We start from the raw sequence: 23,650 nt of genomic DNA on the forward strand, positions 1-23,650 counted from the left end.
AAATCGCATAAAGGAAACGCCCCCGGCAAACAGGACTTGTGTCCTGTTTGCCGGGGGCGTTTCTCCGGGCGCTTGCTAAGACTGCGCCGCGCCCTGTCTACTGCAGCGGCCAGCTCAGGCGGATTGCCCGAGACATGGCCGTGCTGGCATCAAGCGCCTGCCTTGACCTTTTGACGCCAGGCGTGCAACAGAGGCTCGGTGTAGCCATTGGGTTGTTCCAGGCCCTTGAAGACCAGGTCGCACGCAGCCTTGTAGGCAGCCGAGGACGCGAAGTTGCCTGCCATGGGGCGGTAGGCGGGGTCGCCGGCGTTCTGCTTGTCCACAACTGCTGCCATGCGTTCCATGGTTTCCTGGACTTGCTCTTTGGTAACGACGCCATGACGCAGCCAGTTGGCCATGTGCTGGCTGGAGATGCGCAGCGTGGCGCGGTCTTCCATCAGGCCGACATCATGGATGTCGGGCACCTTGGAACACCCAATCCCCTGATCGATCCAGCGCACGACATAGCCCAGAATGCCTTGTGCGTTGTTGTCCAGCTCTTGCTGCTTTTCTTCATCCGACCAGTTGGTGTCCGTCGCAACAGGAATCGTCAGAATCTTGTCGAGCAAGGGCTCGGACTTGCCTTCCATGCCGCGCTGGACTTCCTGCACATCGATCTGATGATAATGCAGTGCATGCAGCGTAGCGGCTGTGGGCGAGGGCACCCAGGCGGTATTGCCGCCCGCCTTGAGATGGCCAATCTTCTGCTCCAGCATGTCGGCCATCAGGTCAGGCATGGCCCACATGCCTTTGCCGATCTGCGCCTGGCCGCGCAGGCCGCATTCCAGGCCAGTCTGCACGTTGTTCCGCTCGTAAGCGTCGATCCAGACGCTGCGCTTCATGTCGCCCTTGCGAACCATGGGGCCGGCTTCCATCGAGGTGTGGATTTCGTCGCCGGTGCGATCCAGAAAGCCGGTGTTGATGAAGGCGACGCGTTCGCGTGCCGACGCAATGCAGGCCTTGAGGTTGACGCTGGTGCGGCGCTCTTCGTCCATGATGCCCATCTTGATGGTGTTGGCGGGCAGGCCGAGCAATTGCTCGGTGCGGGCAAACAGCTCGTTGGCAAAGGCGACTTCGTCGGGGCCGTGCATCTTGGGCTTGACGATGTAAATGGAGCCGGTGCGCGAGTTGCCCTTGCGTTCGAGATCGTGCATGGCAATCAGCGACGTGAACACGGCATCCAGAATGCCTTCTGGGACTTCGTTCCCGTTCTCGTCAAGGACAGTGGGGTTGGTCATCAGGTGGCCAACGTTTCGGATGAACATCAGCGAACGGCCGTGCAGCTTATGCGTCTTGCCGTCGGTGCCGGTGTATTCGCGGTCGGGGTTCAGGGCGCGGGTAAAGGTCTTGCCGCCCTTGGAGACTTCTTCAGTCAGCGAGCCCTGCATCAGGCCCAGCCAGTTGCGGTAGGCCAGCACTTTGTCCTGGGCATCGACGGCGGCGATGGAGTCTTCGCAGTCCATGATGGTGGTAATGGCCGATTCCAGCACCACGTCTTTGACACCAGCCTTGTCCTGCGCGCCAATGGGGTGGGACTTGTCGATCTGGATTTCGAAATGCAGGCCGTTGTGGCGGAACACCAGCGCCTCAGGCGTCGCGGCCTCGCCGCGGTAACCCAGGAAGGCGTCCGGCTGGGCGAGCGTGGCGGTGCCGCCATCGGCCAGCGTGACCGTCAGGCGGTTGCCGTCCACCTGATAGGCGGTAACGTCTACGTGTGAGCCCTTGGCCAGCGGAATGCTGTCGTCCAGGAACTTGCGGGCAAAGGCGATGACTTTTTCACCGCGCTTGGGGTTATAGCCGCCGGCACGCGTTGCGCCGTCTTCTTCGGAGATGGCATCGGTGCCATAGAGGGCGTCGTACAGACTGCCCCAGCGCGCGTTGGCCGCGTTCAGCGCATAGCGGGCGTTGGTGATGGGCACGACAAGCTGGGGCCCAGCCTGTTGCGTAACTTCGGTGTCGACGCGGTCGGTCTTGACAGCCACGCTGTCGGGCACGGGCGTGAGATAGCCGATGTCGGACAGGAAGGCGCGATAGGCGTCTGCGTCCTTGACGGGCCCGGGATTTTGACGATACCAGTTATCCAGCTCTGCCTGCAGACGGTCGCGTTCGGCCAGCAGCGTGTGGTTGCGAGGGGCCAAGTCGTGGACCAGGGCATCAAAGCCTGTCCAGAAGGCGTCCGAAGCGACCCCCGTGCCGGGCAACACTTCCCGCTCGACAAATTGATACAGTTCGGTCGCTACCTGCAGCCGCTTGCAAGTCGTTCGCTCGATCATGTGATTTCCTCGCTCAGTTTAATTAGCAATAGCTTGCGACGTCTGTTTCGCAGGTGGCAAGCGTGCCGTGCGCAGGCGCGCGGCAGGGAGGCGGCGGCGTGGACACGGCATGCTGGGCGGATGCGATACGTGCCGGCTGGATGGGCCGGCTGCGCAGCTATCTACGGATTTGCGAATTTTACGCATAGTCTTTCAAGTCTATTATAAGACTTGTTAATTGAGACTATAGGTTTCAGTTTCTGAGCGGGTATGGTAATAGGGGGTGGCCCGATATCGGACCACCCCCTATTGGATGGGCAGGCAGCGTGAAAACGTACGGGGCATCAAGGCCCCGGGACGAAAGTCAGGCGGTTGCGAGGCGCGGATCGGTCTCACTGGCGGTGTTGGCGCGGGCGGTTTTTTTGTGTTTGCCTGGGTCGCTGGTGGATGAACGGTCGCGCAAGTGCTCGTTGCCTGCAGTGGCGACATGCAGCAGATTGGTGCTGCCGCTGCAGCCAAAGGGCAGGCCGGCAATCACAACGACCTTGTCGTCGACGCCCGCAAGGCCGGCGCGCAGGGCATGAGCCACGGCCTCGTCTATCATTTGGCTGACATCCGTCAGCTGAGCCTGGAATGCCAGAGGATGTACCCCCCACGCCAGGGCCAGCTGTCTCGCGATGGTCGGGTCGGGGGTCAAGGCCAGGATGGGCGCGGTGGGGCGTTCGCGGCTGGCACGCAGGGCGCTGAATCCCGACGCGGTATAGGCAACGGTGACGGCAGGTTCCAGCAAGCCGACAACACGACGCAGGGCGCAGCAAATGGCATCCGGGGTGGTGGGCTGCGCCGCGGCGTGGGTGGCGTCCAGGCCTGCGCGCCAGGCAGGATCCTGCTCGACTTCGCGAATAATGCTGGCCATGATGGTGACGGCTTCGACCGGGTATTGCCCCGAGGCGGATTCGGCCGACAGCATCACCGCGTCCGCGCCGCTGTAGACAGCATTGGCCACGTCCGAGGCTTCGGCCCGCGTGGGCACCGGCGACGTGATCATGGATTCGAGCATCTGTGTGGCGACCACCACCGGGCGGCCCGCGGCACGGGCGGCGCGCACAATGCGTTGCTGAAGCACGGGCACTTTTTGCGGCGGCACCTCGACGCCCAGGTCGCCGCGGGCCACCATGATGCCGTCTGCGCGTTCGATGATGGCGTCCAGGTGCTCGATGGCGGCCGGCTTTTCCAGCTTGGCCATGATCTTGACGTTGGCGCGGTCGCCAATAATGGCACGCGCTTCGTCTATGTCTTCGGGGCGCTGTACAAACGAAAGCGCGATCCAGTCCACGCCCAGCGACAGGCCGAAGTCCAGATCGGCGCGGTCCTTGGCGGTCAGGGGAGAAATCGGCAACAAGACACCGGGCACGTTCACGCCTTTTCGGTCCGACAGCGGACCGCCGACCATGACCGTGGTTTCGGCAAAGTCCGGCCCGAACGTCTCGACCCGCAGGCGCAGCTTGCCGTCATCCAGCAGCAGGTCCGCGCCGTGCTCCAGCGAGGCGAAGATTTCGGGATGTGGCAGATTGGCGCGGCGGGCATTGCCGATGGCCGGATCCAGGTCCAGGCGAAAAGGCTGGCCGTGCTCCAGCGTGACTTTGCCGTCTTCGAGGCGGCCGACCCGCAGCTTGGGGCCCTGCAAGTCCTGGATAATGCCGATGGGGCGGCCGCGTTCGTGCTCAAGCTCGCGGATGATATGCAGGCGGGCGGCGTGGTCTTCATGTGTGCCGTGACTGAAGTTCAGGCGAAATACGTTGACACCGGCATCCAGGAGCGCGGCGATGCACTCGCGCGTGGAGCTGGCGGGGCCGAGCGTGGCGACAATGCGTGCGCGTCGTTGAGCTGTCATGGTGTGAGTCTCCTGGGGATGGCGCACAATGGTCAGAGGACCAAAATGGCGCGGAAATCGTTGACGTTGGTCAGCGTCGGACCGGTAATCACCGCATCGTCCAGCGCCTCGAAAAAACCGTGGCCGTCGTTGTCGTCCAGGCTGTCGCGCGGCCGCAAGCCCAGTTCGCGTGCGCGTTGCAGCGTGTCCGGGCCGATAAAGGCGCCGGCGCGCTCTTCCTGTCCGTCGACGCCATCGGTGTCGCCAGCCATGGCGTGGATGCCGCCTGCGCCATCCAGCGCGACGGCCAGGGACAGCAGAAATTCGACGTTGCGTCCGCCGCGACCCTGACCACGCAGCGTGACCGTGGTCTCGCCACCCGATAGCAGCACGCAGGGCGGGGCAATGGGTTGATGATGGTCGTGGGCTTGCAAGGCGATACCCGCCATGACCTTGCCCACCTCGCGCGCTTCGCCTTCGATGCGGTCGCCCAGGATCAGGCTGTTCACCCCGGCCTGTGCGGCAACCTGGGCCGCGGCGCCGAGGGCCTTCTGCGGCGTGGCGATCAAATGGGTTTCCACGCCGGACAGGCGCGGGTCATTGGACTTGATCGTTTCGCCCGATCCATCTTCCAGCAGGCGACGGGCAGCGGGCGGCAGGTCGATGCCATAGCGGCGCACGATATCCAGCGCATCGGCGCAGCTACTGTCGTCGGCAACGGTTGGGCCTGAAGCGATATCGGCGGGCTGGTCCCCCGGCACATCGGAAATCAGCAAATTCACCACCTGTGCCGGGTGGCAGGCCGCGGCGAGGCGCCCGCCTTTGATGGCGGACAGATGCCGGCGCACGCAATTCATTTCAGAAATATTGGCGCCCGACTTGAGCAGGGCGCGGTTGACCGCCTGTTTGTCTTCCAGCGTCAGGCCGTCACCGGGCACTGCCAGCAGCGCGGAGCCGCCGCCGGACATCAGGCACAGCACCAGGTCGTCTGCCGTCAAGCCTTGCACCAGTTCCATCATGCGCCGGGCGGCATCACTGCCTGCCGCATCGGGCACCGGATGGGCCGCCTCGACAATCTCTATCCGCTCACAGGCTACGGCATGGCCATAGCGGGTGACCACCAGGCCTTCGAGCGGCCCCGCCCAGTGGTCTTCGACGGCGCGGGCCATGGCGGCAGACGCCTTGCCGGCCCCGATCACGATGGTGCGGCCCTTGGGCGCGGCAGGCAGAAAGGGCGGCAGGCAGTGCGCCGGCTGCGCCGCTTCCACCGCAGCGGCAAACATTTGGGCCAGTAGTTCGCGAGGGGGCAAGGTCATGGATGGTTCCGTCAGGGCAGTCAACAAGGGCGGCTGAACGCGTGCCGCTTACTGGCCGATCTCGAAGTTGGCGGCTTTTTCCAGTGCACGCACCATGGCCGAATGATCCCATCCCGACCCCTCATGGGCAGCGCAGGAGTTGAACAGTTCTTGCGATACGGCGGTGCTGGGCAGTGATACGCCAAGCTGGCGGGCGGTGCTCAGTGCGAGATTCAGGTCTTTCTGGTGCAGGGCGATGCGAAAGCCCGGTTCGAAGGTACGGTTGATCATGCGTTCGCCGTGCACTTCCAGTACGCGCGAGTTGGCAAAGCCGCCCATGAGCGCCTGGCGAACTTTGGCGGCATCGGCGCCGGCCTTGGAGGCCAGCAGCAATGCTTCACCGACCGCGGCAATGTTCAGCGCCACGATGATCTGGTTGGCGACCTTGGTGATCTGCCCGTCGCCATTGCCGCCGACCAGTGTCACGTTCTTGCCCATCAGATCGAACAGTGGCTTGACTGTATCGAAGGCTTCCTGCTTGCCGCCGACCATGATCGTCAAACTGGCTGCCTTGGCGCCGACCTCGCCGCCCGAAACGGGCGCATCAAGATATTCGCACCCAAGTTCATTGATGCGTTTGGCAAAGTCCTTGGTGGCAACGGGCGATATCGAACTCATGTCGACCACGATGGCGCCTTTGCGAACGCCGCTGGCAACGCCGTCTTTGCCGAACAGGGCTTTTTCGACGTCCGGGGTGTCTGGCACCATGACGATGACAACATCGCCCTGGCTGGCCGCCTCGGCAGCGCTCGCGCACGATGTTGCGCCCGCGCTGACCAGATCGGCAGGGGTATTGCCCAACGTATAGGTATACAGCGTGTGACCGCCCTTGATGAGATTGGCGGCCATCGGGGTACCCATGATGCCCAGGCCAACGAAAGCGATATTTGCCATGGTGATGCTCCTTGATTCAGATTGCGTATGCTTGAAATTAGATTGCGTACTCTTGGGCGGCGAGGGCCTCTATCCAGCCCAGGCCTGCACTGGTGCCGGCGGCCGGCTTGTACTCGCAGCCTATCCACCCTTCATAGCCCAGGCTGTCGATGTGTCGCAGCAGCCAGGCGTAGTTGATTTCGCCGGTGCCGGGTTCGTTGCGGCCCGGATTGTCGGCCAGCTGGATATGGCCGATCTGCGCCAGGTTGGCGGCGATGGTGGCGGCCAGTTCGCCTTCCATGCGCTGAGCGTGGTAGATGTCGTACTGCACAAAGAGATTGTCTGATCCGGTTTGGCGGATCAGCTCCAGCGCCTGGTCGGTGCGGCTCAGATAAAAGCCGGGAATGTCAAAGGTGTTGATGGGTTCGATCAGCAGGCGAATGTTGGCGGCTTTGAGCTGGTCTGCGGCAAAGCGCAGGTTATCGACAACCAGCGCATGCACGGTGTCGGCATCGGCGCCCGCTGGCGTTTTGCCGATCAGGCAGTTGACCTGCGTGCAGCCGAGGGTCGTGGCGTATTCAATGGCACGGCCCACGCCGTCCTGGAACTCACCGGCGCGGTCTGGCAGGCAGGCAATGCCGCGCTCGCCGGCGTCCCAATCGCCGGCGGGCAGGTTGTGCAGTACCTGAGTCAGGCCGTTTTCACTCAGTGCTGCGGCCAGCACTTCCTTGCCGTAGGCGTAGGGAAACAGATACTCGACGCCGGTAAAGCCATGATCGGCGGCCGCTTTGAAGCGGTCCAGGAAATCCAGCTCGCCAAAGAGCATGGACAGGTTGGCGGCAAATCTTGGCATGGTCTTACTCCTGGTTGGATAGTTGATTCAGTCGAGCAGGGCGAGTGCGGTGGGTGCGTCTACACCTTGCAGGGCCATGTCTTCGAATTCGCTCACGTTGTCGATTTCGGCGCCCATGGCGATGTTGGTGACGCGCTCCAGCATCAGTTCCACCACGACAGGCACCTGGTGCGCTTTCATCAGGGCACGGGCCTTTTCCAGGGCGGGCTGGATGTCTTCGGGCGCATCCACCCGTATCGCCTTGCAGCCCAGGCCTTCGGCCACGGCAACGTGATCCACGCCATAGCCTTTGGTGTCCGGATTGTTGATGTTGTCGAACGCCAGTTGCACGCAGTAGTCCATGTCAAAGCCGCGCTGCGCCTGACGAATCAGGCCGAGGTAGGCGTTGTTCACCAGGATGTGCAGGTAGGGCAGCTTGAACTGCGCGCCAACCGCCAACTCTTCCAGCATGAACTGGAAGTCATAGTCGCCCGAGATCGCCACGATTTCATCATCGGGGCAGGCAGCGCGTACGCCCAGGGCGGCAGGGATCGTCCAGCCCAGCGGGCCAGCCTGACCGCAGTTGATCCAGTTGCGCGGGCCATAGACGTGCAGGAACTGGGCGGCGGCAATTTGAGACAGGCCGATCGTGCTCACGTAGCGGGTATTGCGACCAAAAGCCGTATTCATTTCCTGGTAGACGCGCTGCGGCTTGAGCGGCTTGTTGTCGAAGTTGGTCTTGCGCTGCATGGACTGTTCGCGCTTGCGCGCCTGGCACTTTTGCGCCCATTCGCTGCGATCGCGCAGGATGCCGGCTTTCTTCAGGTCTTGTGCGGCTTCGATCATCAAGTCCAGGGCAATGCCTGCATCCGACACGATGCCGTAGTCGGGACCAAACACCTTGCCGATCTGCGTGGGTTCGATATCGATGTGCACGAACTTGCGGCCTTTGGTGTAGACGCTGACCGAGCCTGTGTGGCGATTGGCCCAACGATTGCCGATACCCATCACGAAGTCGGATTCGAGCAGTGTGGCATTGCCGTAGCGATGCGAGGTCTGCAGGCCGACCATGCCTGCCATCAATGGGTGGTCGTCGGGAATGACGCCCCAACCCATCAGCGTCGGAATGACGGGCACGCCCAGCAATTCGGCAAAGGCCTGCAGTTTGTCCGAGGCGTCGGCATTGAAGACGCCGCCGCCCGATACGATCACGGGTCGTTCGGCATCATTGAGCATCTGAACGGCATGCGCTGCCTGGGCGCGGGTGGCCGATGGCTTGTACACGGCCAGCGGCTCATAGGTGTCGGGATCGAATTCGATTTCTGCCATCTGCACATCGATGGGCAGGTCCACCAGCACGGGGCCAGGGCGGCCCGAGCGCATGATATGGAAGGCCTGCTGGAGCACGCGCGGCACCTGCGCCGGTTCGCGTACCGTGATGGACCATTTGGTGACGGGCTTGGCGATGGTCTCGATATCCACGGCCTGGAAGCTTTCCTTGTGCAACTGGTCGCGCGATGCCTGGCCGGTAATGCACAGTATGGGAATGGAGTCGCCGGAGGCGGAGTACAGGCCGGTGATCATGTCGGTGCCGGCAGGGCCGGAGGTGCCCAGACAGACGCCGATGTTTCCCGGCTTGGCGCGCGTGTAGCCTTCTGCCATGTGCGAGGCGCCTTCTACGTGGCGAGCCAGGATATGGGAAAACCCGCCATGCTTGCGCAAGGCGGAGTACAAAGGGTTGATAGCGGCGCCGGGTACGCCGAACAAGGTGCTGACACCTTCCTTGTGCAATACGGCGGCGGCTGCATCGACTGCTCTCATTCGGGCCATGATCTTTCCTTGGGTTCAGAGTTGATGTGTCTGTGCTCGTGCGATGTACGCGAGGCTCTTGGTGATCAGGATAGGGAATGTCCTCATGCTTTTGAATTGCACTTGCTATCGTTTTTGTCGATACTTTTAGTATGTTCCAGGTTCAGCCACCTCGATCTGGACGATCTTGAAACCCGTCTGTCTCCCTTGCTTAATACTATTGTGCAGCGCACCATGGGCGAGCAGCGGGTTTTTTGCGATTATGCGAAAACACATATAAAAGGTATGCAATGGACCGATACACCGCTATCCGAAGCTTTGTGCTGGTGGCCGAGCACGGCAGCTTTGCCGCCGCTGCGCTGGTCGAGGGCGTAACGCCGGTGATCATGGGCCGCCGGCTGACGTCGCTGGAGCGCCGCCTGGGCGTGCAATTGCTGCACCGCTCCACGCGTGGCCTCACGCTCACCGAACTGGGCGAACGGTTTCTGGAAAATTGCCAGCAGTTGCTGCACGATTTCGAAGCGGCCGAAGACAGCATCAGCTCGGGTCGCAGCACGGTACGCGGGCACCTGGTCGTGTCCGGCCCGGCCGCATTTGGGCGCCGTCATATCGCGCCGCACGCCGCTGCGTTTCGCGCGCGCTATCCGGATCTGCGTTTGTCCTTTAACTTTACGGACAGCGTGGTGGATCTTGTACGAGAAGGTTATGACCTCGCCATTCGCGTAGGGGAAGTGCGCGATCCCAATTATGTTGCGCTGCGCCTGTATCCCAACCAGCGCGTGGTGTGCGGCACGCCCGCCTATTTTTCGAAGCATGGCATTCCAGCGCGTCCGGAGGATCTGTCCCAGCACAACTGCCTGGCGTTCAATCTGCAGGGTGGCCAGCAGCGTGGCTGGACGTTCGTGCGCAGCGGCAGGCCATTTGCCGTGCGCGTGGATGGTGATCTGGCCTGCAACGACGGCGAGCTGCTTTACGACTGGGTCAAGCAGGGCCTGGGCATAGGCTGGCGCTCAACCTGGGAGATCCAGGCAGAGCTCAAACAGGGTAGCCTGATGACGGTGCTCGATGATTTTGCGCTGCCAGAGTACGACATCCAGGCGGTCTATCCTCAGCAGCGTTATCTGCCTGCCAAGGTGCGCCACTTTATTGATTATCTCAGGGCTATCTACAATCGGCCCGGGTATTGGGAAGGCGCAGGGGATTGAGCGATGGAACTGGCGGGGGCATGCGCTGTTCCGGGCCTGAGCGCTGTCGGCCGGCCGGGGGGCGCAGGCCGAGCTCGTTTGCACGCCGCGCCTCAGATCCCGGCGGGAATCTCGCGGCTTTCGGCCAGCTCGATGACGTCGCAGTTGTCACCGGGGCCGCTGCGGTCGATGATCAGGAAATCCGACACGGCTTCAAGCGCAAGCAAAGGGTGGTGCCAGACACCGGCGGCGTAGTTGACGCCCTGGTCGCCCTGGCAAACAAACAGGCGCAGGTCGTCTGGCCCTGGCGCATCACCCGCCGGCGCCACAACCACCAGATAGGGTCGGCCCGACATGGGTATGAAAGCCTGGCTGGCGTGTGGATGGCGCTCCATCATGGTGACCGCAAACGGCAGGCTGCGTGGCTGCCCTCTGAAAATAGACACAATGGCCTTGCCGTCGGCGCCGGGATCGATATTGGCCAGATCGTGATAGCGCTCGGTATTGCCGTCGTTGATGGAGAAGTGCCTGACGGAATCAGAGGCTTCGATCACATCCCCAAATGGCGCGAAGGCTTCGCGGGTCAGCGGTTCGGCGTGGAGCTGGAGCAGAGTGGTCAAGGCAGTGTCCTTTCAGTCAAACAGTGCATCAAGGCGAAAGCGCGCAATCTTGCCGATCTCGTTCAGGCATGCCGCGAATTCGGTGTCGCGGCCATGCGTGAGTCGCACTTCGATGGTGTCCATGATCTCATAACGGCTCAAACCTTTCACGGCAATCACGAAAGGAAAACCGAAGCGCTCGCGATAGGCTGCGTTCAGCGCGCGTAGCCGCTGCAGTTCTTCTGGGCTGCATTGGTCCAGGCCTGCACCCTTTTGCTCGCTAGTGGATGATTGCGTCAGCGTGCCGCTGGCGGCTTCTTTGCCTGCCAGTTCAGGGTGGGCAAGAATTAAATCCAGCTTGGCCTGTTCGCTGGCCTCTGCAAGCACGTCCAGCATTGCCTGATGCAGGGACGCCACGTCGGAAAACGGGCGGGCTGGCCACGCACCTCTGGCGATCCAGGGAGAGTGCTCAAAGATATCTGCGAGGCGATCCGTGAAATCGTCCTGCGGGAGCATGGATAGATCCGCCAGAGTGAGGTCTGGCACCTGGGTTTGCGTCATACTGTCTCGTCGTATTGGCAAGGTTGCTGGCATGCAGGGATCCTGCGGCTGAAGGCAGGATGCCGCCGGTTGGCGGCTTCCGGGCTTGCATTAAGTGTAAGGGCTGTATGAAAAACAATTAAGCCCAAAAATGAATAAGGAATATAGGCGCTGCCGTATGCGCCCGTCAGATCGCCCAGCCGCCCAGATAGAAGGCTGCCAGCGCGGCGGCGATGGCCACGGTGCCGACATTCAGCCTGCGGAAGTCGCATGCGACAACCCGTCCAATCACCAGGGTGCAAAAGCCGATCATGATGCCGGTGACGATATTGCATGTCAGCACGATAAAGACGGCGCACGCCAGCCCGGCCAAGGCATCAACGGTGTCATCCATGTTCAGTTTTCGGATGCTGCTGAGCATCAGCAGACCGACATACATCAGCGCGGGGGCGGTGGCATAGGCGGGCACCAGCGCGGCCAGGGGCGACACAAAAATCAGCGCGAGAAACAGCAGGCCGATGATCGTCGTGGACAGGCCCGTGCGTGCGCCCGCTGCGACGCCGGCCGCGGATTCGATATAGGCCGCCGCCGGCGCGCCGCCCACCAGCGCCGAGAAGATGGAGCTGACCGAATCGCTGGTCAGCGCCTTGCTGCCATTGATGATCTGGCCCTTGTCGTCCAGTTGTCCAGCCTGGCCTGCCACGGCGCGGATCGTGCCGGTTGCGTCGAACACAGCCGTCATGACCAGCGCGAGCACGCTGGGAATCACGGCGGCGCTGAGTGCGCCGCGCAGGTCCATGGCGCCGAATACGGATGTGCCCTCCGACAGTCCCAAGGAGGGCATGGCGAATACGCCGCTATATTGCACCGAGGGATCGAAGATCAGGCCAAACACGGACAAGACGAGGATCACCAGCAGGATGCCGCCTGGCACGCGGCGCTGTTCCAGGCCGAAAATGGCGGCCAAGCCCAGCACTGACAGCAGGGCGGGTAGTTTGCCCAGGTCGCCCAGCGCGACCGGAAGCCCGGGCCCTGAATTGCTGACAACCAGGCCTACGCTGTTCGAGGCGATCAGCAGCAGAAAAAGCCCAATACCGACGCCTGTGCCATGCGCCACGCCAGCGGGCAGTGTACGCAGTATCCAGGAACGTATGCCGGTCACCGAAATGCCCGTGAACACCAGGCCCATCAGGAAGATGGCGCCCAGCGCCACGGCGGGCGACAGGCCTTTGCCCAGCACCAGGTCGAAGGCGGTGAATGCAGTGAGCGAGATGGCACAGCCGATGGCAATGGGCAGATTGGCCCACAGCCCCATCAGCAGCGAACCAAAGGCGCTGGTCAGGCAGACGGCGATAAAGACGCCGCTGGGGTCGAAGCCGGCCTTGCCCAGCATGCCGGGCACGACAAAGATCGCGTACACCATGGCAAGAAAAGTGGTGATGCCGCCCAGGGCTTCCTGGCGCACCGAGCTGCCGCGCTGGCGTATGCCAAAGTAGCGATCCAGTCCTTCCGCAAGCCCCGCCGGGCGGCGGGTTCCCCTGGCTGGCGCAGGTGTCGCGGCCAGAGAGGCCGCGCCGACTCCCGTCCTGGTTGCGGAGGCGCCCGCAGAGACGGCCGCCGGCGCGGGTGTCATGGTGTAGTCTTGTTCCGTCATGGTGTTTGTCTCCTCACGCATTTATCATGACCGCATCGAGGCGGGCACGGCTTCCTGATTGAAGTCGCGTTGATGTGAGACCATTTTATGGACCGGATTGCGAGCCCTTATTTCGCTCGTGGTGATGAAGGTTATCCATCCGCGCTGATGTGCCGTTTGCGCAGCGGGGCGTCGAAATCCGGGCGTTTCATAGTGGTTTGCCTGCGGGAGAACGCATCGGACAAGGCCATAAGGCCACCACTATATGTATTTGTCTATTCCGCTTATGTGCACAGGCGCGCGGCAACCTCGGCGATGCGGCGGCGCAGCCAGACGATTTCGCGGGCATTGTGCGAACGCTTGTGCCACAGTTGGTAAAAACGCATGGGCGGGAAGGCAAACGGCGAATCGAGCACGGTCACGGGCAGATAGCGTGCATAGTGCTGGGCGAACTGGCGGCCTGTCGTGAAGACCAGGTCGGTGGACATGAGCACATACGGAACCAGGCCGAAGTACGGGATGGTCATGTGAATGTTGCGCTGCACCCCGTGTTCGGCCAGGCAGCCGTCGATGAAGCTGGCGCGTTCCGACACATACGGCGTTGGGGCCAGATGCTTCATTTGCAGATAGTGTTCCATCGAAATGCCCTTGCTCGCCAGCGGATGCTGATTGCCCAGCATGCACACGACTTCGTCTTCGAACAGCCGCGAAGTATGCAATTGCGGCGGTGGGGCGAGCCAGTTGCCGACAACGATATCCAGATTGCCGTTCTCCAGCGCGCTCTGGTAGTCGAAATCGGCATTGATGGGATGAACCATCAACTTGGTGGAGGGCGCCTGCTTGCTGAGCATTTCGGCAATATTGGGCAGGAAGAGGGCATCGAGGTAGTCGGGCGCGCCCACCCGGAACACCCGCTCGGATTCCTGTGGCGAGAACTCGGCAGTGGGCTGGGTGATCTGGTCGATGGCCGCCAGTGCTTCGTTGGCGTGCGCCAACAGCTCGTGCCCGCGCTCGGTGGCCACCATACCTGTTTTGCAGCGCACAAGCAGTGGATCGCCGGTAATGCTGCGCAGCCGCCGCAACGAGTTGCTGACGGCCGGCTGCGAAAGCCGGAGTTTTATTGCGGCGCGGGAAACGCTTTGCTCGGTCAACAACACTTGCAGCACCCGCAGCAAAGACGTTTCAAGCTGTTCACGATGTCGTTCCATCAGGATATTATGCTTGATATAGGCGCAGGGTATGGCCGATTGCCGGATCGGCCTGCGTACGGGCGTCTCGACATTGCTTCGTCATGATATCGCACATCATGATGTGCAAATGCCGCGAACGCCAGCCGGTGTTACTTTGACTGAAACTTCAGAATATACAGGGTTAGTCATGGAGACACAGAATATCCGTTTCTATTATCGCGGCAAGGTGCAAGAGGCAAGCGGGCAATCCCCCACCCGAACGCTGCTGCAGTATTTGCGCGAAGATCTGCGCTGCACCGGCACCAAGGAAGGCTGCGCCGAGGGCGACTGCGGCGCCTGTACGGTCGTGGTGGGCGAGCTGGACAACAAGGGCGATGTCGACCTGCGTGCCGTCAACGCCTGTATTCAGTTCCTGCCCGCGCTCGACGGCAAGGCGGTCTTTACGGTAGAAGACCTGCGCCAGCCCGACGGCAGTCTGCATCCCGTCCAGAAAGCGCTGGTCGATCTGCACGCGTCGCAATGCGGGTTCTGCACGCCGGGCTTTGTGATGTCGTTGTGGGGTATGTACCTGGATCACAAGCCAGGCGATCCCCCGCCCAGCCGCCAGCATATCGAGAATGTACTTTCCGGCAACTTGTGCCGGTGCACCGGCTACCGGCCGATCGTTGATGCCGCCGAGGCCATGTTCGACATGCCGGCTGTGCCGCTGGACCGCAAAGCCCTGGCCGCCCGGCTCAAGACGCTGGAGCGCGATGTGCCGCTTACCTACCAGCATGGCGATCAGGTGTTTCATGCGCCTCGTACGCTGGCCCAACTGGCCCAGTTGCGTGTCGCGCATCCACAGGCCCGCATACTGGCCGGCAGCACCGATGTGGGATTGTGGGTGACCAAACAGCTCAGGCATTTGCCCGAACTCATCTATATCGGCCAGGTCGCGGAACTGCGCGAGATGTCGGACGATGGAAAAGAACTCTACATTGGGGCCGGCGTCCTGCTGAATGACGCCTACGGCGAGCTGGTGTCGCATTACAGCGAGCTGGACGAAATGCATCGACGCTTCGCCTCTTATCCCATACGCAATGCCGGCACATTGGGCGGCAACGTTGCCAATGGTTCGCCAATAGGCGATTCCATGCCCGCGTTGATCGTGCTGGGTACGCGCATCGTGCTTCGCCAGGGCGAGCGTGTGCGTGAAATGCCGCTTGAGGACTTCTATCTGGATTACCAGAAGAATGCCATGGAGCAAGGCGAATTCGTGCAGGGCATCAAGGTGCCCTTGCCCAGGCCTGCACAGCGTTTCCGCACGTATAAATTATCCAAGCGCTTTGATCAGGACATTTCCGCCGTGTGCGCGGCGTTTGCGATCACGCTGGATGACCGGGACATCATTACGGATGCGCGCATCGCGTTTGGCGGTGTGGCGGCCACACCCAAGCGCGCCGCGCTGGCTGAACAGGCATTGCTGGGGCAGCCCTGGGCACAAGAGGCAGCCTCTGCCGCCATGGACGCACTGGGCCAGGATTACACCCCCTTGTCCGACATGCGCGCCAGCAGTGCTTACCGGCACACGACGGTAAAGAATCTGCTGCAGCGCTTCTTTCTGGAAACCCGGCCGCAGGCGCCGCTGGAACCCGCGCAGACCAGTGTGTTCGCCTGCGCGGTTGCATCCTGAGGGGACGAAATGAATACGCAAGTAGAAGCTTTCATGGCGCAGCCGGTGACGGTTGGCGACACCAGGGCCACCGGCAAGAGCCTGGTGCACGAATCGGCCGACCTGCACGTCAGTGGCGAGGCCACCTATACCGACGATATTCCTGAATTGATCGGAACGCTGCATGCCGCGCTGGGCCTGTCGGCCAAGGCGCATGCGCGTGTCGTATCCATGGATCTGGAGCCGGTGCGGCAGGCCGCGGGCGTGGTTGCCGTGCTGACTGCGCAGGATATTCCGGGCGAAAACAATTGCGGCCCGGTCCTTCACGATGATCCTTTGCTGGCCGATGGCCTGGTGCAATACATCGGCCAGCCCATGTTTTTGGTGGTCGCCGATAGCCACGACGCCGCCCGCCGCGCGGCGCGCATGGCCAGGGTGGAGTATGAAGAGAAACCGGCCGTGCTGTCGCCCCAGCAGGCCAAGGCCGAGCAGTCCATGGTGCTGCCGCCGATGTGCCTGACGCGGGGCGATGCCTGCCGGGCAATTGAAGCGGCGCCCCATCGCCTGACCGGCACCTTTGAGTGCAATGGCCAGGAGCAGTTTTACCTGGAAGGACAGATCGCTTATGCCGTGCCCAGGGAAAGCCATGGCGTGCATGTGTGGTGTTCCACCCAGCATCCCAGCGAAATGCAGGCGCTGATTGCGCATTCGCTGAATTGGCAGTCGCACCAGGTGCTGGTTGAATGTCGGCGCATGGGCGGCGGCTTTGGCGGCAAGGAATCGCAGTCAGCGCTATTCGCCTGCCTGGCTTCGATCAGCGCGACACGCCTGCGTCGTCCCGTCAAGCTGCGCGCCGATCGCGACGACGACATGATGATCACCGGCAAGCGCCACGGCTTCTTTTACGAGTACGACGTTGGCTACGACGACGAGGGCCGTATCCTGGGCGTGACACTGGACATGACCTTGCGCGCCGGTTTTTCGGCTGATTTGTCCGAGGCGGTGGCCACGCGCGCCGTGTGCCACTTTGATAATGCCTACTATGTGCCCGATGTCGAGATCAAAGCCATGTGCGGCAAGACTCATACTCAATCGAACACGGCTTTTCGGGGTTTCGGCGGACCGCAGGGCGCGCTGATGATGGAAGTGCTGCTCGACATGATAGGGCGCAAGCTGGCGCGCGATCCGCTGGACATCCGGCGCGTGAACTTTTACGGGATCGAAGACCGCAACACGACACCTTACGGCCAGATCGTTGTGGACAATATCCTGCATCCTCTGGTGGATCAGCTGGAGACAGAAAGCGATTATCGTGCACGCCGCCAGGCCGTGCTGGACTTCAATCGCAGCAGCCCGATACTCAAGCGCGGGCTAGCGCTCACGCCCGTGAAATTCGGTATTTCCTTTAACGTGCCCGCCTTCAACCAGGCCGGCGCACTGGTGCATGTGTACCGCGACGGTTCGGTGCTGGTCAATCACGGCGGCACGGAAATGGGCCAGGGCCTCAATACCAAAGTGGCCCAGGTGGCTGCGGCCGAACTGGGCCTGGATCTGGATCGGGTGCGCGTCACCGCGACCGATACCAGCAAGATCGCCAATACCTCGGCCACGGCGGCCTCCACGGGCACGGATCTGAACGGCAAGGCTGCGCAGGATGCCGCCGTGAAGATACGGCGTCGTCTCGCCAAGGCCGCGGTTGCAAAATGGGGCGGCAGGCCCGACGAAGTGGTATTCGTCGACAACCATGTCATCGTGAATGGGCAGCGGCTGCCTTTTGTCGAGGTGGTGGATGCCGCCTACTGGGCGCAGGTCCAATTGTGGTCCGAAGGCTTTTACGCCACGCCGGGCATACGATGGGACAAGAAGACCATGTCGGGCAAGCCCTTTTATTACTACGCCTATGGCGCGGCGGTGTCCGAGGTGATTATTGACACGCTGACCGGCGAATGGAAGCTGCTGCGCGCCGATGCCCTGCACGATGTAGGCCGCTCCATCAATCCGGCCATCGATATCGGCCAGGTCGAAGGCGCGTTCATCCAGGGCATGGGCTGGCTGACGATGGAAGAACTGTTCTGGAACAAGGAGGGGCGGCTGATGACGCACGCCCCGTCCACCTACAAGATTCCCGCCGTCAGCGACTGCCCCGCAGACTTTCGTGTCAAGCTGTTCGACAACCGCAACGTCAAGGACAGCATTCATCGTTCCAAGGCGGTAGGCGAACCACCGCTGCTCCTGCCTTTCAGCGTTTTCAATGCCATTCGTGACGCAGTCGCCAGCGTAGGCGACTATCGCCACGAACCGCCGTTGAATGCGCCCGCCACGCCAGAGGCTATTCTCAACGCGGTGATGGCGGTGCGTGGGCTGGGAGCACGGTCGTGAACACTTGGCTCACGCAGGCATTGCGATTGATCGGGGCGGGCGAGCGCGCCGTGCTGGTCACGGTTGCCCGGGCCGAGGGATCGACGCCGCGCGAAGCGGGCGCCAAGATGCTGGTGTCCGCGAGCCAGCAATGGGACACCATAGGAGGCGGTCATCTGGAGTGGCGCGCGCTGGATCTTGCCCGCACCATGCTGCGCGGCCAGGCGCTGGATGCTGCGTGCAAGGTTGAGCGCATGCCATTGGGCCCCAGCCTGGGGCAGTGCTGCGGCGGTGCCGCCACGCTGGTCTTTGAGCTGCTTGCACAAGCGGATGCAGAATGGCTGCAGGCGCTCGACACGGCCTTGCGCGGCCGACGCGCCTGTGTGCGCCAGCGTACGGTCAGCGATGAGCAGGGCCGGCCCGTGACGAGTCAGGTGGTGCTATTGGATGCCGATGCCGGCAACGTGCTGAGAACGCAGGGAAGCCATGAGCGTGCCGCGCCGTCGGCGCAGCCTTTATCGGAGGCGCCCGCATGGCCAGCGCAGAGCCTGCCCGCTCGCACAAGCGCCCACCGCGCTTCAGTGCCCTCTGCGCCAGAAACGTGCGTTCTCGCCAGCGTTGACGGGCGGCTCGTCATGGCGGAGCGACTGGCGCCGCCTGGCCTGCATATCGTCTTGTTTGGCGCGGGACATGTCGGCCAGGCCATTGTCCGGGTGCTGTCCAGCCTGCCGTGTACCATTAGCTGGGTGGACGAGCGCGATGCGCAGTTTCCCGCCGAGATCCCCGCCCATGTCGAGATCGAAGCCACCGACACGCCCGAGGCGGTGGTGGCCCAGGCGCCGGCAGGCAGCTGTTTTTTGGTGATGACGCATTGCCATGCGCTGGACCAGCGGCTGTGCCAGCATATCTTCAAGCGCGATGATTTTGCCTACTTTGGCCTGATTGGTTCGCTGACCAAACGGCGCAAATTCGAGCGACGGCTAGCCGAGCGTGGGGTGGACCCGCGGCGCTTTGCGCAGATGGTTTGCCCGATCGGTATCGAAGGCATTCACGGCAAGGCGCCGGAAGTGATCGCCATTTCGGTGGTGGCCGAACTGCTGCGCGTTAACGAGCAACGGCAGGCTGCCTTGCAATTCCCATCCACACCGGCCGCCAGCGTGGCAACGCAGATGTCTGCGTTTGCCGATGAGCTGGTGTATGTCCATTGACCGTATCAGCATGAACTCAAGTCAAATCACTGCCGCCGCAGGCGGCCAGGGCCCGCGTGCGGCCTATCGTTCCCGATTGCTTTACTTTACCGGCGTGCCTGATGGCGACACGGAAAATGGCGCGACGGTATTCCTGGAAGACGGCCTGCTGGTGGTGGAAGATGGCCGGATTGCCCAGATTGGCGATTACCGGCGCCTGGTGTCTGGACTGGCGCCCAACACGCGGATTGTGGATTTGCGCGGCAAGCTCATCATTCCGGGCTTTATCGACACCCACATTCATTATCCGCAAACGGACATGATTGCTTCCCCCGCCGCAGGCTTGCTGCCCTGGCTGGAAACCTGGACGTTTCCGACGGAAAGGCGGTTTGACGATCCGGCGCATGCGACCGAGGTAGCCCATTTCTTTCTGGACGAACTGCAACGCTGCGGCACGACGACCGCGCTGGTTTACTGCACTGTCCATCCCGGATCGGCGGAGGCTTTTTTTACGGCCAGTCATGAACGCAATCTGCGCATGGTGGCAGGCAAGGTGTTGATGGACAGAAACTGCCCGGAGTTCCTGCGCGATACGGCTGAATCGGGCGGACGCGACAGCGAAACGCTGATCCAGCGTTGGCATGGAAAGGGCCGGCAGATGTATGCGCTGACGCCACGCTTTGCGCCGACCTCGACACCCGCGCAGCTGGGCGTGTGCGGCGAATTGGCCCAGCGTTATCAGGATATCTTCATCCAGAGCCATGTGGCAGAGAATGCGGACGAGGTGAAGTGGGTGGCGCAGTTGTACCCCGGCTACCGCAGCTATCTGGATATCTATGATCAGTACGGCTTGCTGCGCCCCCGCGCGGTGTACGGCCATTGCATCTGGCTCGACGACACGGATCGCCGCCGCATGCGCGATGCGGGTGCGCTCGCCGCCCACTGCCCCACCTCCAATCAGTTTCTGGGCAGCGGCCTGTTTGATTTTGCATCGGCCGAAACCAGTGGCATGCCGGTGTCTCTGGCCACCGATGTGGGCGGCGGTTCTTCCTTTTCGATGCTGCAGACCATGAACGAAGCGCACAAGGTGGCGCGTCTTTCCGGCTATCACCTGAGCGCGCTCAACATGTTTTATCTGGCGACCCAGGGTGCGGCGCAGTCGCTCGGGCTCGATGGCCAGATCGGCACGCTGGCGCCTGGCGCTGAAGCGGACTTCATTGTGCTGGATCCACAGGCCACGCCGCTGCTGGCACGCCGTACTGCGCAGTCAGGTTCGCTGGAGGAATTGCTGTTCGCGCTGGCGATGCTAGGGGATGATCGCGCAGTGGCCGCCACCTATGCCGCCGGGCGTCAACTGCACGCGCGGCAGGCCGGCGCATGACCCGAAAATAGCGCAGCTTTCCCAGATTCCTATATGATGGCTCTGGCCGTGCCGGGAACAACGGTACCGCCGAGACAAGCATGAATCTGGAGGAAGCACAATGACGGTGCGGCGCACCACTGAAGAACTGGATACCTATTTGCTCAAGGTGTTCTGCCTGCTTGTGGCAGAGCGCAGCGTGTCGCGTGTTGCGCTCAAGCTGAACCAGTCGCAGCCTACCATCAGCGTCGCCCTGCGGCGGCTGCGCGGCATTCTGGGTGACCCGCTGCTGGTGCGCGAAAAAGGCGGCATGGTTCCTACTGAGCGTGCGCTCAGCCTGCTTGAGCACGCCAAGGGCGCGCTGGCACAGATAGACAGCATGGTCGCCCAGCCCGAAAACTTCGAGCCCTTTACCTCGCGTCAGGATTTTCGCGTCGGGTCGCCCGATTATCTGGCCCCTGTGTTCATGGGCAGTGTTTCCGCCCGTCTGCGGCGCGAAGCGCCGCACGCACGCCTTACTGTGCACTCCCTGGGCCCGGATTTCGACTTCGAGCGTTCGCTGGCCGAGGGCGATCTGGACGTTGTCATTGGCAACTGGCCCGAACCGCCAGACCGCATGCACTTGTCTGTATTGCTGGAAGACGAAATCGTTTGCCTGGTGGCCGCCAATCATCCGCTGGCAAAGAAGGGCATGACGCTGCAGGATTATCAACAGGTGCCTCATGTCGTGCCCCTGCCGTATTCAATCACCCAGCGCGGCGTCATCGACAGCGTGCTCGCCTCGTCGCGCATCGAGCGCGATGAACGGCTGGTTGTGCAGTCCTTCAACCTGGCGCCTTATCTGCTGGCCGATACGGATCTTGTCTTCACCACCTCGCGGCACTTTGCGGCCTTTTACGCCAACCTGCTGCCGCTGACCATCCTGACCTCGCCCCTGCCGTTTCCACCCATGCGTTTTTATCAGCTTTGGCACGAACGCAACCATCAGTCGGCCTCGCATCGCTGGCTCAGACGCCTGCTGGGCGATTGCGGGCGGGCGCTGACAGGCGTGCAGGCATAGGCGAGGTGTGTTGCGATGACGTCTGCTCTGAACGCCACGCTGCGCAAGCGCACGCGTCTGCCCTTGTCGCTCAAGATCAAGTACATTCTGCGGTCGCGGCTGGAGCGCGGCGAATGGCCGATCGGCACGCAGATTCCCACGTTGCCCGAGCTGGTCGAGCAATACGGCGTATCGCGCGCAACCGTACGTGCTGCACTGGACGAGCTGGCGCGCGAGGGCCTGATCGAGCGCACGCGCGGCAAGGGCACGTTCGTCATTAACGACGCCGCCAAAGAGCACTGGTTGATGTTGCCCACCGACTGGCGTTCGCTGGTCAGGCATATCGAGCACCTAGATGTGCGTTTTACCGTGTTGGATGTCGGTCGCGGCGCGCTGCCCCCGGAACTGTCCGATGACCATGTTGCCGATGCCTATTGGCGGACCACGCGCATCAACTGGACGGCCAACATTCCCTACAGCCTGAACACGGTGTATGTGGCCGAGCGCCTGGCCCGTCAGCAGCAACAGGCGTTCGAAACCGAGCCCGTGCTGCCTGTCATGGCCAGGTACTTCAAAGAAGAGATCCGCACGGCAACACAGATGCTCACCATCCGTGCGGCCGATGCGCTGATGGCCAGGCATCTTGACATCGATATCGGCATGCCCGTCGCCCGGGCCCTGCGCATTGCCAAGAACGCGCAGCAGGAAACCGTCTACGCGGCCAGTATTCTTTATCCCGCCAAATATCTGTATATCGAAACGCATTTTCAGCCCTTCGACGAAGAGGATTGATACACACGCGCCTCGAGCAGGCCGCGAACGTCCTCAAGTCAGTATTTACCCTGACGCACCAGAGACAGCACACAATTGAATACAGAATTTTCTGTTGAATATTTAAGGCTTCAACTATAAAGTACTAAAAAGCGTACTTTTAAAAAATCGCCACTTCCCTGACTACACGAGGAGTTCAACTTGAAAATCACCATGCTGGGCACGGGTGCGGCATTGCCCGATCCCGACCGCGCGCAATCGTCCATTCTTGTTACGCTGGATAACGGAAAGCACTATCTTTTTGACTGCGGCGAGGGTTCGACGCGCCAGATGGTCAAGGCCAACATCAATCCTGCGGATGTTCCGTGGGTATTCCTGAGCCACTTGCATTACGACCATGTCTGCGGGCTGCCGTTCTTCGTATTGTCCAGCTGGGTGTTCAATCGCGAAGGCAAGCTCAAGGTCTTCGGGCCGCGCGGCACGCAAGACTTCGTCGACCATTCCTTTGAGAACGGCGCGTTTCGGCTGGATATCAAGGCCAGGGCCTCGTACGCCGTGCGGCAGAAAAACATCGATGCAGTACGTCCGCAGGTTATCGAGGTGGCCCCGGGGCTCATGTACGAAGACGACGATGTGAAGGTGTACATTGACCTGGTCGACCACATTCCCACGGAGATCACGGATTGCTTCGGCATCCGCTTCGAGGCAGAAGGCAAGGTTGTGGCGTTCAGCGGCGACACCGCACCCTGTGAATCCATGATTCGGCTTGCGATGGACGCCGATCTGCTGATTCATGAATGCACATTTCCCGAGTCGTTTCTCGAGCATCGCGCTAAATCCGGCGTGGGCACCTATGCGCATACCAGCCCGCTGCAACTGGGCGACATCGCCGCCAAGGCCAAGGTCAAAAGTCTGGTGGCCACGCATTTTGGGCATTACGACTCAACCAGCCCGGTCATCAAGCGCGCTGCAAAAAACCATTTGCCGGTCGATCTGATGGGCCCGGAGCGGCTGGATGAAGTCGCGCGGGATATTCGTCAAAGCTACAAAGGCGAGCTGCGCCTGGCAACCGATTTGATGCGCATTGATCTTTAGCGCCCTGGTG

General features: G+C 61.9%; 18 protein-coding genes. 8 read left to right on the forward strand and 10 right to left on the reverse strand.

The genetic code is table 11. The annotated features are described in order from the left end of the window. Positions 1-149: 149 nt before the first annotated feature. The 6 genes from ERE07_RS16750 to gcl all read right to left on the reverse strand — a co-directional run bounded on the left by ERE07_RS16750 (position 150) and on the right by gcl (position 9,054). On the reverse strand, positions 150-2,312 hold the full coding sequence (locus ERE07_RS16750; protein ID WP_130010196.1) for a malate synthase G: 2,163 nt from the start codon (positions 2,310-2,312) through the stop codon (positions 150-152). 343 nt (positions 2,313-2,655) lie between these two features. Beyond that, positions 2,656-4,185, reverse strand: a complete 1,530-nt coding sequence (gene pyk / locus ERE07_RS16755; RefSeq protein ID WP_130010197.1) for a pyruvate kinase — start codon at positions 4,183-4,185, stop codon at positions 2,656-2,658. A gap of 32 nt (positions 4,186-4,217) precedes the next feature. Beyond that, positions 4,218-5,480, reverse strand: coding sequence for a glycerate kinase type-2 family protein (locus ERE07_RS16760; RefSeq protein WP_130010198.1), 1,263 nt, complete (start codon positions 5,478-5,480; stop codon positions 4,218-4,220). A 48-nt stretch (positions 5,481-5,528) separates the two neighbouring features. Further along, on the reverse strand, positions 5,529-6,413 hold the full coding sequence (locus ERE07_RS16765) for a 2-hydroxy-3-oxopropionate reductase (RefSeq protein WP_130010199.1): 885 nt from the start codon (positions 6,411-6,413) through the stop codon (positions 5,529-5,531). 37 nt (positions 6,414-6,450) lie between these two features. Further along, the gene (gene hyi, locus ERE07_RS16770; RefSeq protein WP_130010200.1) at positions 6,451-7,245 is read right to left on the reverse strand and encodes a hydroxypyruvate isomerase; all 795 of its coding nucleotides are present in this window, start codon (positions 7,243-7,245) and stop codon (positions 6,451-6,453) included. 27 nt (positions 7,246-7,272) lie between these two features. After that, positions 7,273-9,054, reverse strand: a complete 1,782-nt coding sequence (gene gcl, locus ERE07_RS16775; RefSeq protein WP_130010201.1) for a glyoxylate carboligase — start codon at positions 9,052-9,054, stop codon at positions 7,273-7,275. 269 nt (positions 9,055-9,323) lie between these two features. On the opposite strand from gcl, the gene ERE07_RS16780 reads away from it, so the two are divergent. Continuing rightward, entirely contained in the window at positions 9,324-10,238 is a 915-nt protein-coding gene (locus ERE07_RS16780; RefSeq protein ID WP_130010202.1) for a LysR family transcriptional regulator, read from the forward strand. 92 nt (positions 10,239-10,330) lie between these two features. Here the strand turns inward: ERE07_RS16780 and ERE07_RS16785 are convergent, their stop codons facing one another. The 4 genes from ERE07_RS16785 to ERE07_RS16800 form a co-directional block, all read right to left on the reverse strand. Continuing rightward, entirely contained in the window at positions 10,331-10,837 is a 507-nt protein-coding gene (locus tag ERE07_RS16785) for an ureidoglycolate lyase (RefSeq protein WP_130010203.1), read from the reverse strand. A 12-nt stretch (positions 10,838-10,849) separates the two neighbouring features. Continuing rightward, positions 10,850-11,377, reverse strand: coding sequence for a 2-oxo-4-hydroxy-4-carboxy-5-ureidoimidazoline decarboxylase (gene uraD, locus ERE07_RS16790; RefSeq protein WP_130010204.1), 528 nt, complete (start codon positions 11,375-11,377; stop codon positions 10,850-10,852). Between the two features lie 166 nt (positions 11,378-11,543). Further along, positions 11,544-13,010 carry an NCS2 family permease gene (locus ERE07_RS16795; protein ID WP_245153760.1) on the reverse strand — a complete coding sequence of 489 codons (1,467 nt, stop codon included), beginning with the start codon at positions 13,008-13,010 and terminating at the stop codon, positions 11,544-11,546. Between the two features lie 263 nt (positions 13,011-13,273). Next, the gene (locus ERE07_RS16800; RefSeq protein ID WP_130010205.1) at positions 13,274-14,197 is read right to left on the reverse strand and encodes a LysR substrate-binding domain-containing protein; all 924 of its coding nucleotides are present in this window, start codon (positions 14,195-14,197) and stop codon (positions 13,274-13,276) included. A 169-nt stretch (positions 14,198-14,366) separates the two neighbouring features. Between ERE07_RS16800 and xdhA the strand changes: the two genes are divergently transcribed. The 7 genes from xdhA to ERE07_RS16835 all read left to right on the forward strand — a co-directional run bounded on the left by xdhA (position 14,367) and on the right by ERE07_RS16835 (position 23,640). After that, positions 14,367-15,851 (forward strand): xanthine dehydrogenase small subunit, encoded by a 1,485-nt coding sequence (xdhA, locus tag ERE07_RS16805; RefSeq protein WP_130010206.1) that lies wholly within the window; start codon positions 14,367-14,369, stop codon positions 15,849-15,851. 9 nt (positions 15,852-15,860) lie between these two features. Beyond that, on the forward strand, positions 15,861-18,209 hold the full coding sequence (gene xdhB, locus ERE07_RS16810) for a xanthine dehydrogenase molybdopterin binding subunit (protein ID WP_130010207.1): 2,349 nt from the start codon (positions 15,861-15,863) through the stop codon (positions 18,207-18,209). Then, positions 18,206-19,396, forward strand: a complete 1,191-nt coding sequence (gene xdhC, locus ERE07_RS16815; protein ID WP_130010208.1) for a xanthine dehydrogenase accessory protein XdhC — start codon at positions 18,206-18,208, stop codon at positions 19,394-19,396. Before xdhB ends, xdhC begins: the two co-directional genes overlap by 4 nt. 10 nt (positions 19,397-19,406) lie before the next feature. Then, a complete protein-coding gene (guaD, locus tag ERE07_RS16820) occupies positions 19,407-20,756 on the forward strand; it encodes a guanine deaminase (RefSeq protein ID WP_130010296.1) in 1,350 nt (449 codons plus the stop codon). 100 nt (positions 20,757-20,856) lie between these two features. Then, positions 20,857-21,795 (forward strand): LysR family transcriptional regulator, encoded by a 939-nt coding sequence (locus ERE07_RS16825; protein WP_130010209.1) that lies wholly within the window; start codon positions 20,857-20,859, stop codon positions 21,793-21,795. A 15-nt stretch (positions 21,796-21,810) separates the two neighbouring features. Beyond that, a complete protein-coding gene (locus ERE07_RS16830) occupies positions 21,811-22,566 on the forward strand; it encodes a GntR family transcriptional regulator (RefSeq protein WP_130010210.1) in 756 nt (251 codons plus the stop codon). Positions 22,567-22,746: 180 nt separating this feature from the next. Beyond that, entirely contained in the window at positions 22,747-23,640 is an 894-nt protein-coding gene (locus ERE07_RS16835) for an MBL fold metallo-hydrolase (RefSeq protein ID WP_130010211.1), read from the forward strand. The last annotated feature ends 10 nt before the right edge of the window (positions 23,641-23,650 follow it).

It is taken from the genome of Allopusillimonas ginsengisoli (genome assembly GCF_004153455.1).
GTDB classification, from domain to species: Bacteria; Pseudomonadota; Gammaproteobacteria; order Burkholderiales; family Burkholderiaceae_B; genus Allopusillimonas; species Allopusillimonas ginsengisoli.

What these genes read in the sequence shown, in the direction of transcription:
- ERE07_RS16750 (WP_130010196.1), bottom strand. Translation starts at nt 2,312, where the DNA reads ATGATCGAGCGAACGACTTGCAAGCGGCTGCAGGTAGCGACCGAACTG.
- pyk (WP_130010197.1), bottom strand. Translation starts at nt 4,185, where the DNA reads ATGACAGCTCAACGACGCGCACGCATTGTCGCCACGCTCGGCCCCGCC.
- ERE07_RS16760 (WP_130010198.1), bottom strand. Translation starts at nt 5,480, where the DNA reads ATGACCTTGCCCCCTCGCGAACTACTGGCCCAAATGTTTGCCGCTGCG.
- ERE07_RS16765 (WP_130010199.1), bottom strand. Translation starts at nt 6,413, where the DNA reads ATGGCAAATATCGCTTTCGTTGGCCTGGGCATCATGGGTACCCCGATG.
- hyi (WP_130010200.1), bottom strand. Translation starts at nt 7,245, where the DNA reads ATGCCAAGATTTGCCGCCAACCTGTCCATGCTCTTTGGCGAGCTGGAT.
- gcl (WP_130010201.1), bottom strand. Translation starts at nt 9,054, where the DNA reads ATGGCCCGAATGAGAGCAGTCGATGCAGCCGCCGCCGTATTGCACAAG.
- ERE07_RS16780 (WP_130010202.1), top strand. Translation starts at nt 9,324, where the DNA reads ATGGACCGATACACCGCTATCCGAAGCTTTGTGCTGGTGGCCGAGCAC.
- uraD (WP_130010204.1), bottom strand. Translation starts at nt 11,377, where the DNA reads ATGACGCAAACCCAGGTGCCAGACCTCACTCTGGCGGATCTATCCATG.
- ERE07_RS16795 (WP_245153760.1), bottom strand. Translation starts at nt 13,010, where the DNA reads ATGACGGAACAAGACTACACCATGACACCCGCGCCGGCGGCCGTCTCT.
- ERE07_RS16800 (WP_130010205.1), bottom strand. Translation starts at nt 14,197, where the DNA reads ATGGAACGACATCGTGAACAGCTTGAAACGTCTTTGCTGCGGGTGCTG.
- xdhA (WP_130010206.1), top strand. Translation starts at nt 14,367, where the DNA reads ATGGAGACACAGAATATCCGTTTCTATTATCGCGGCAAGGTGCAAGAG.
- xdhB (WP_130010207.1), top strand. Translation starts at nt 15,861, where the DNA reads ATGAATACGCAAGTAGAAGCTTTCATGGCGCAGCCGGTGACGGTTGGC.
- guaD (WP_130010296.1), top strand. Translation starts at nt 19,407, where the DNA reads ATGAACTCAAGTCAAATCACTGCCGCCGCAGGCGGCCAGGGCCCGCGT.
- ERE07_RS16825 (WP_130010209.1), top strand. Translation starts at nt 20,857, where the DNA reads ATGACGGTGCGGCGCACCACTGAAGAACTGGATACCTATTTGCTCAAG.
- ERE07_RS16830 (WP_130010210.1), top strand. Translation starts at nt 21,811, where the DNA reads ATGACGTCTGCTCTGAACGCCACGCTGCGCAAGCGCACGCGTCTGCCC.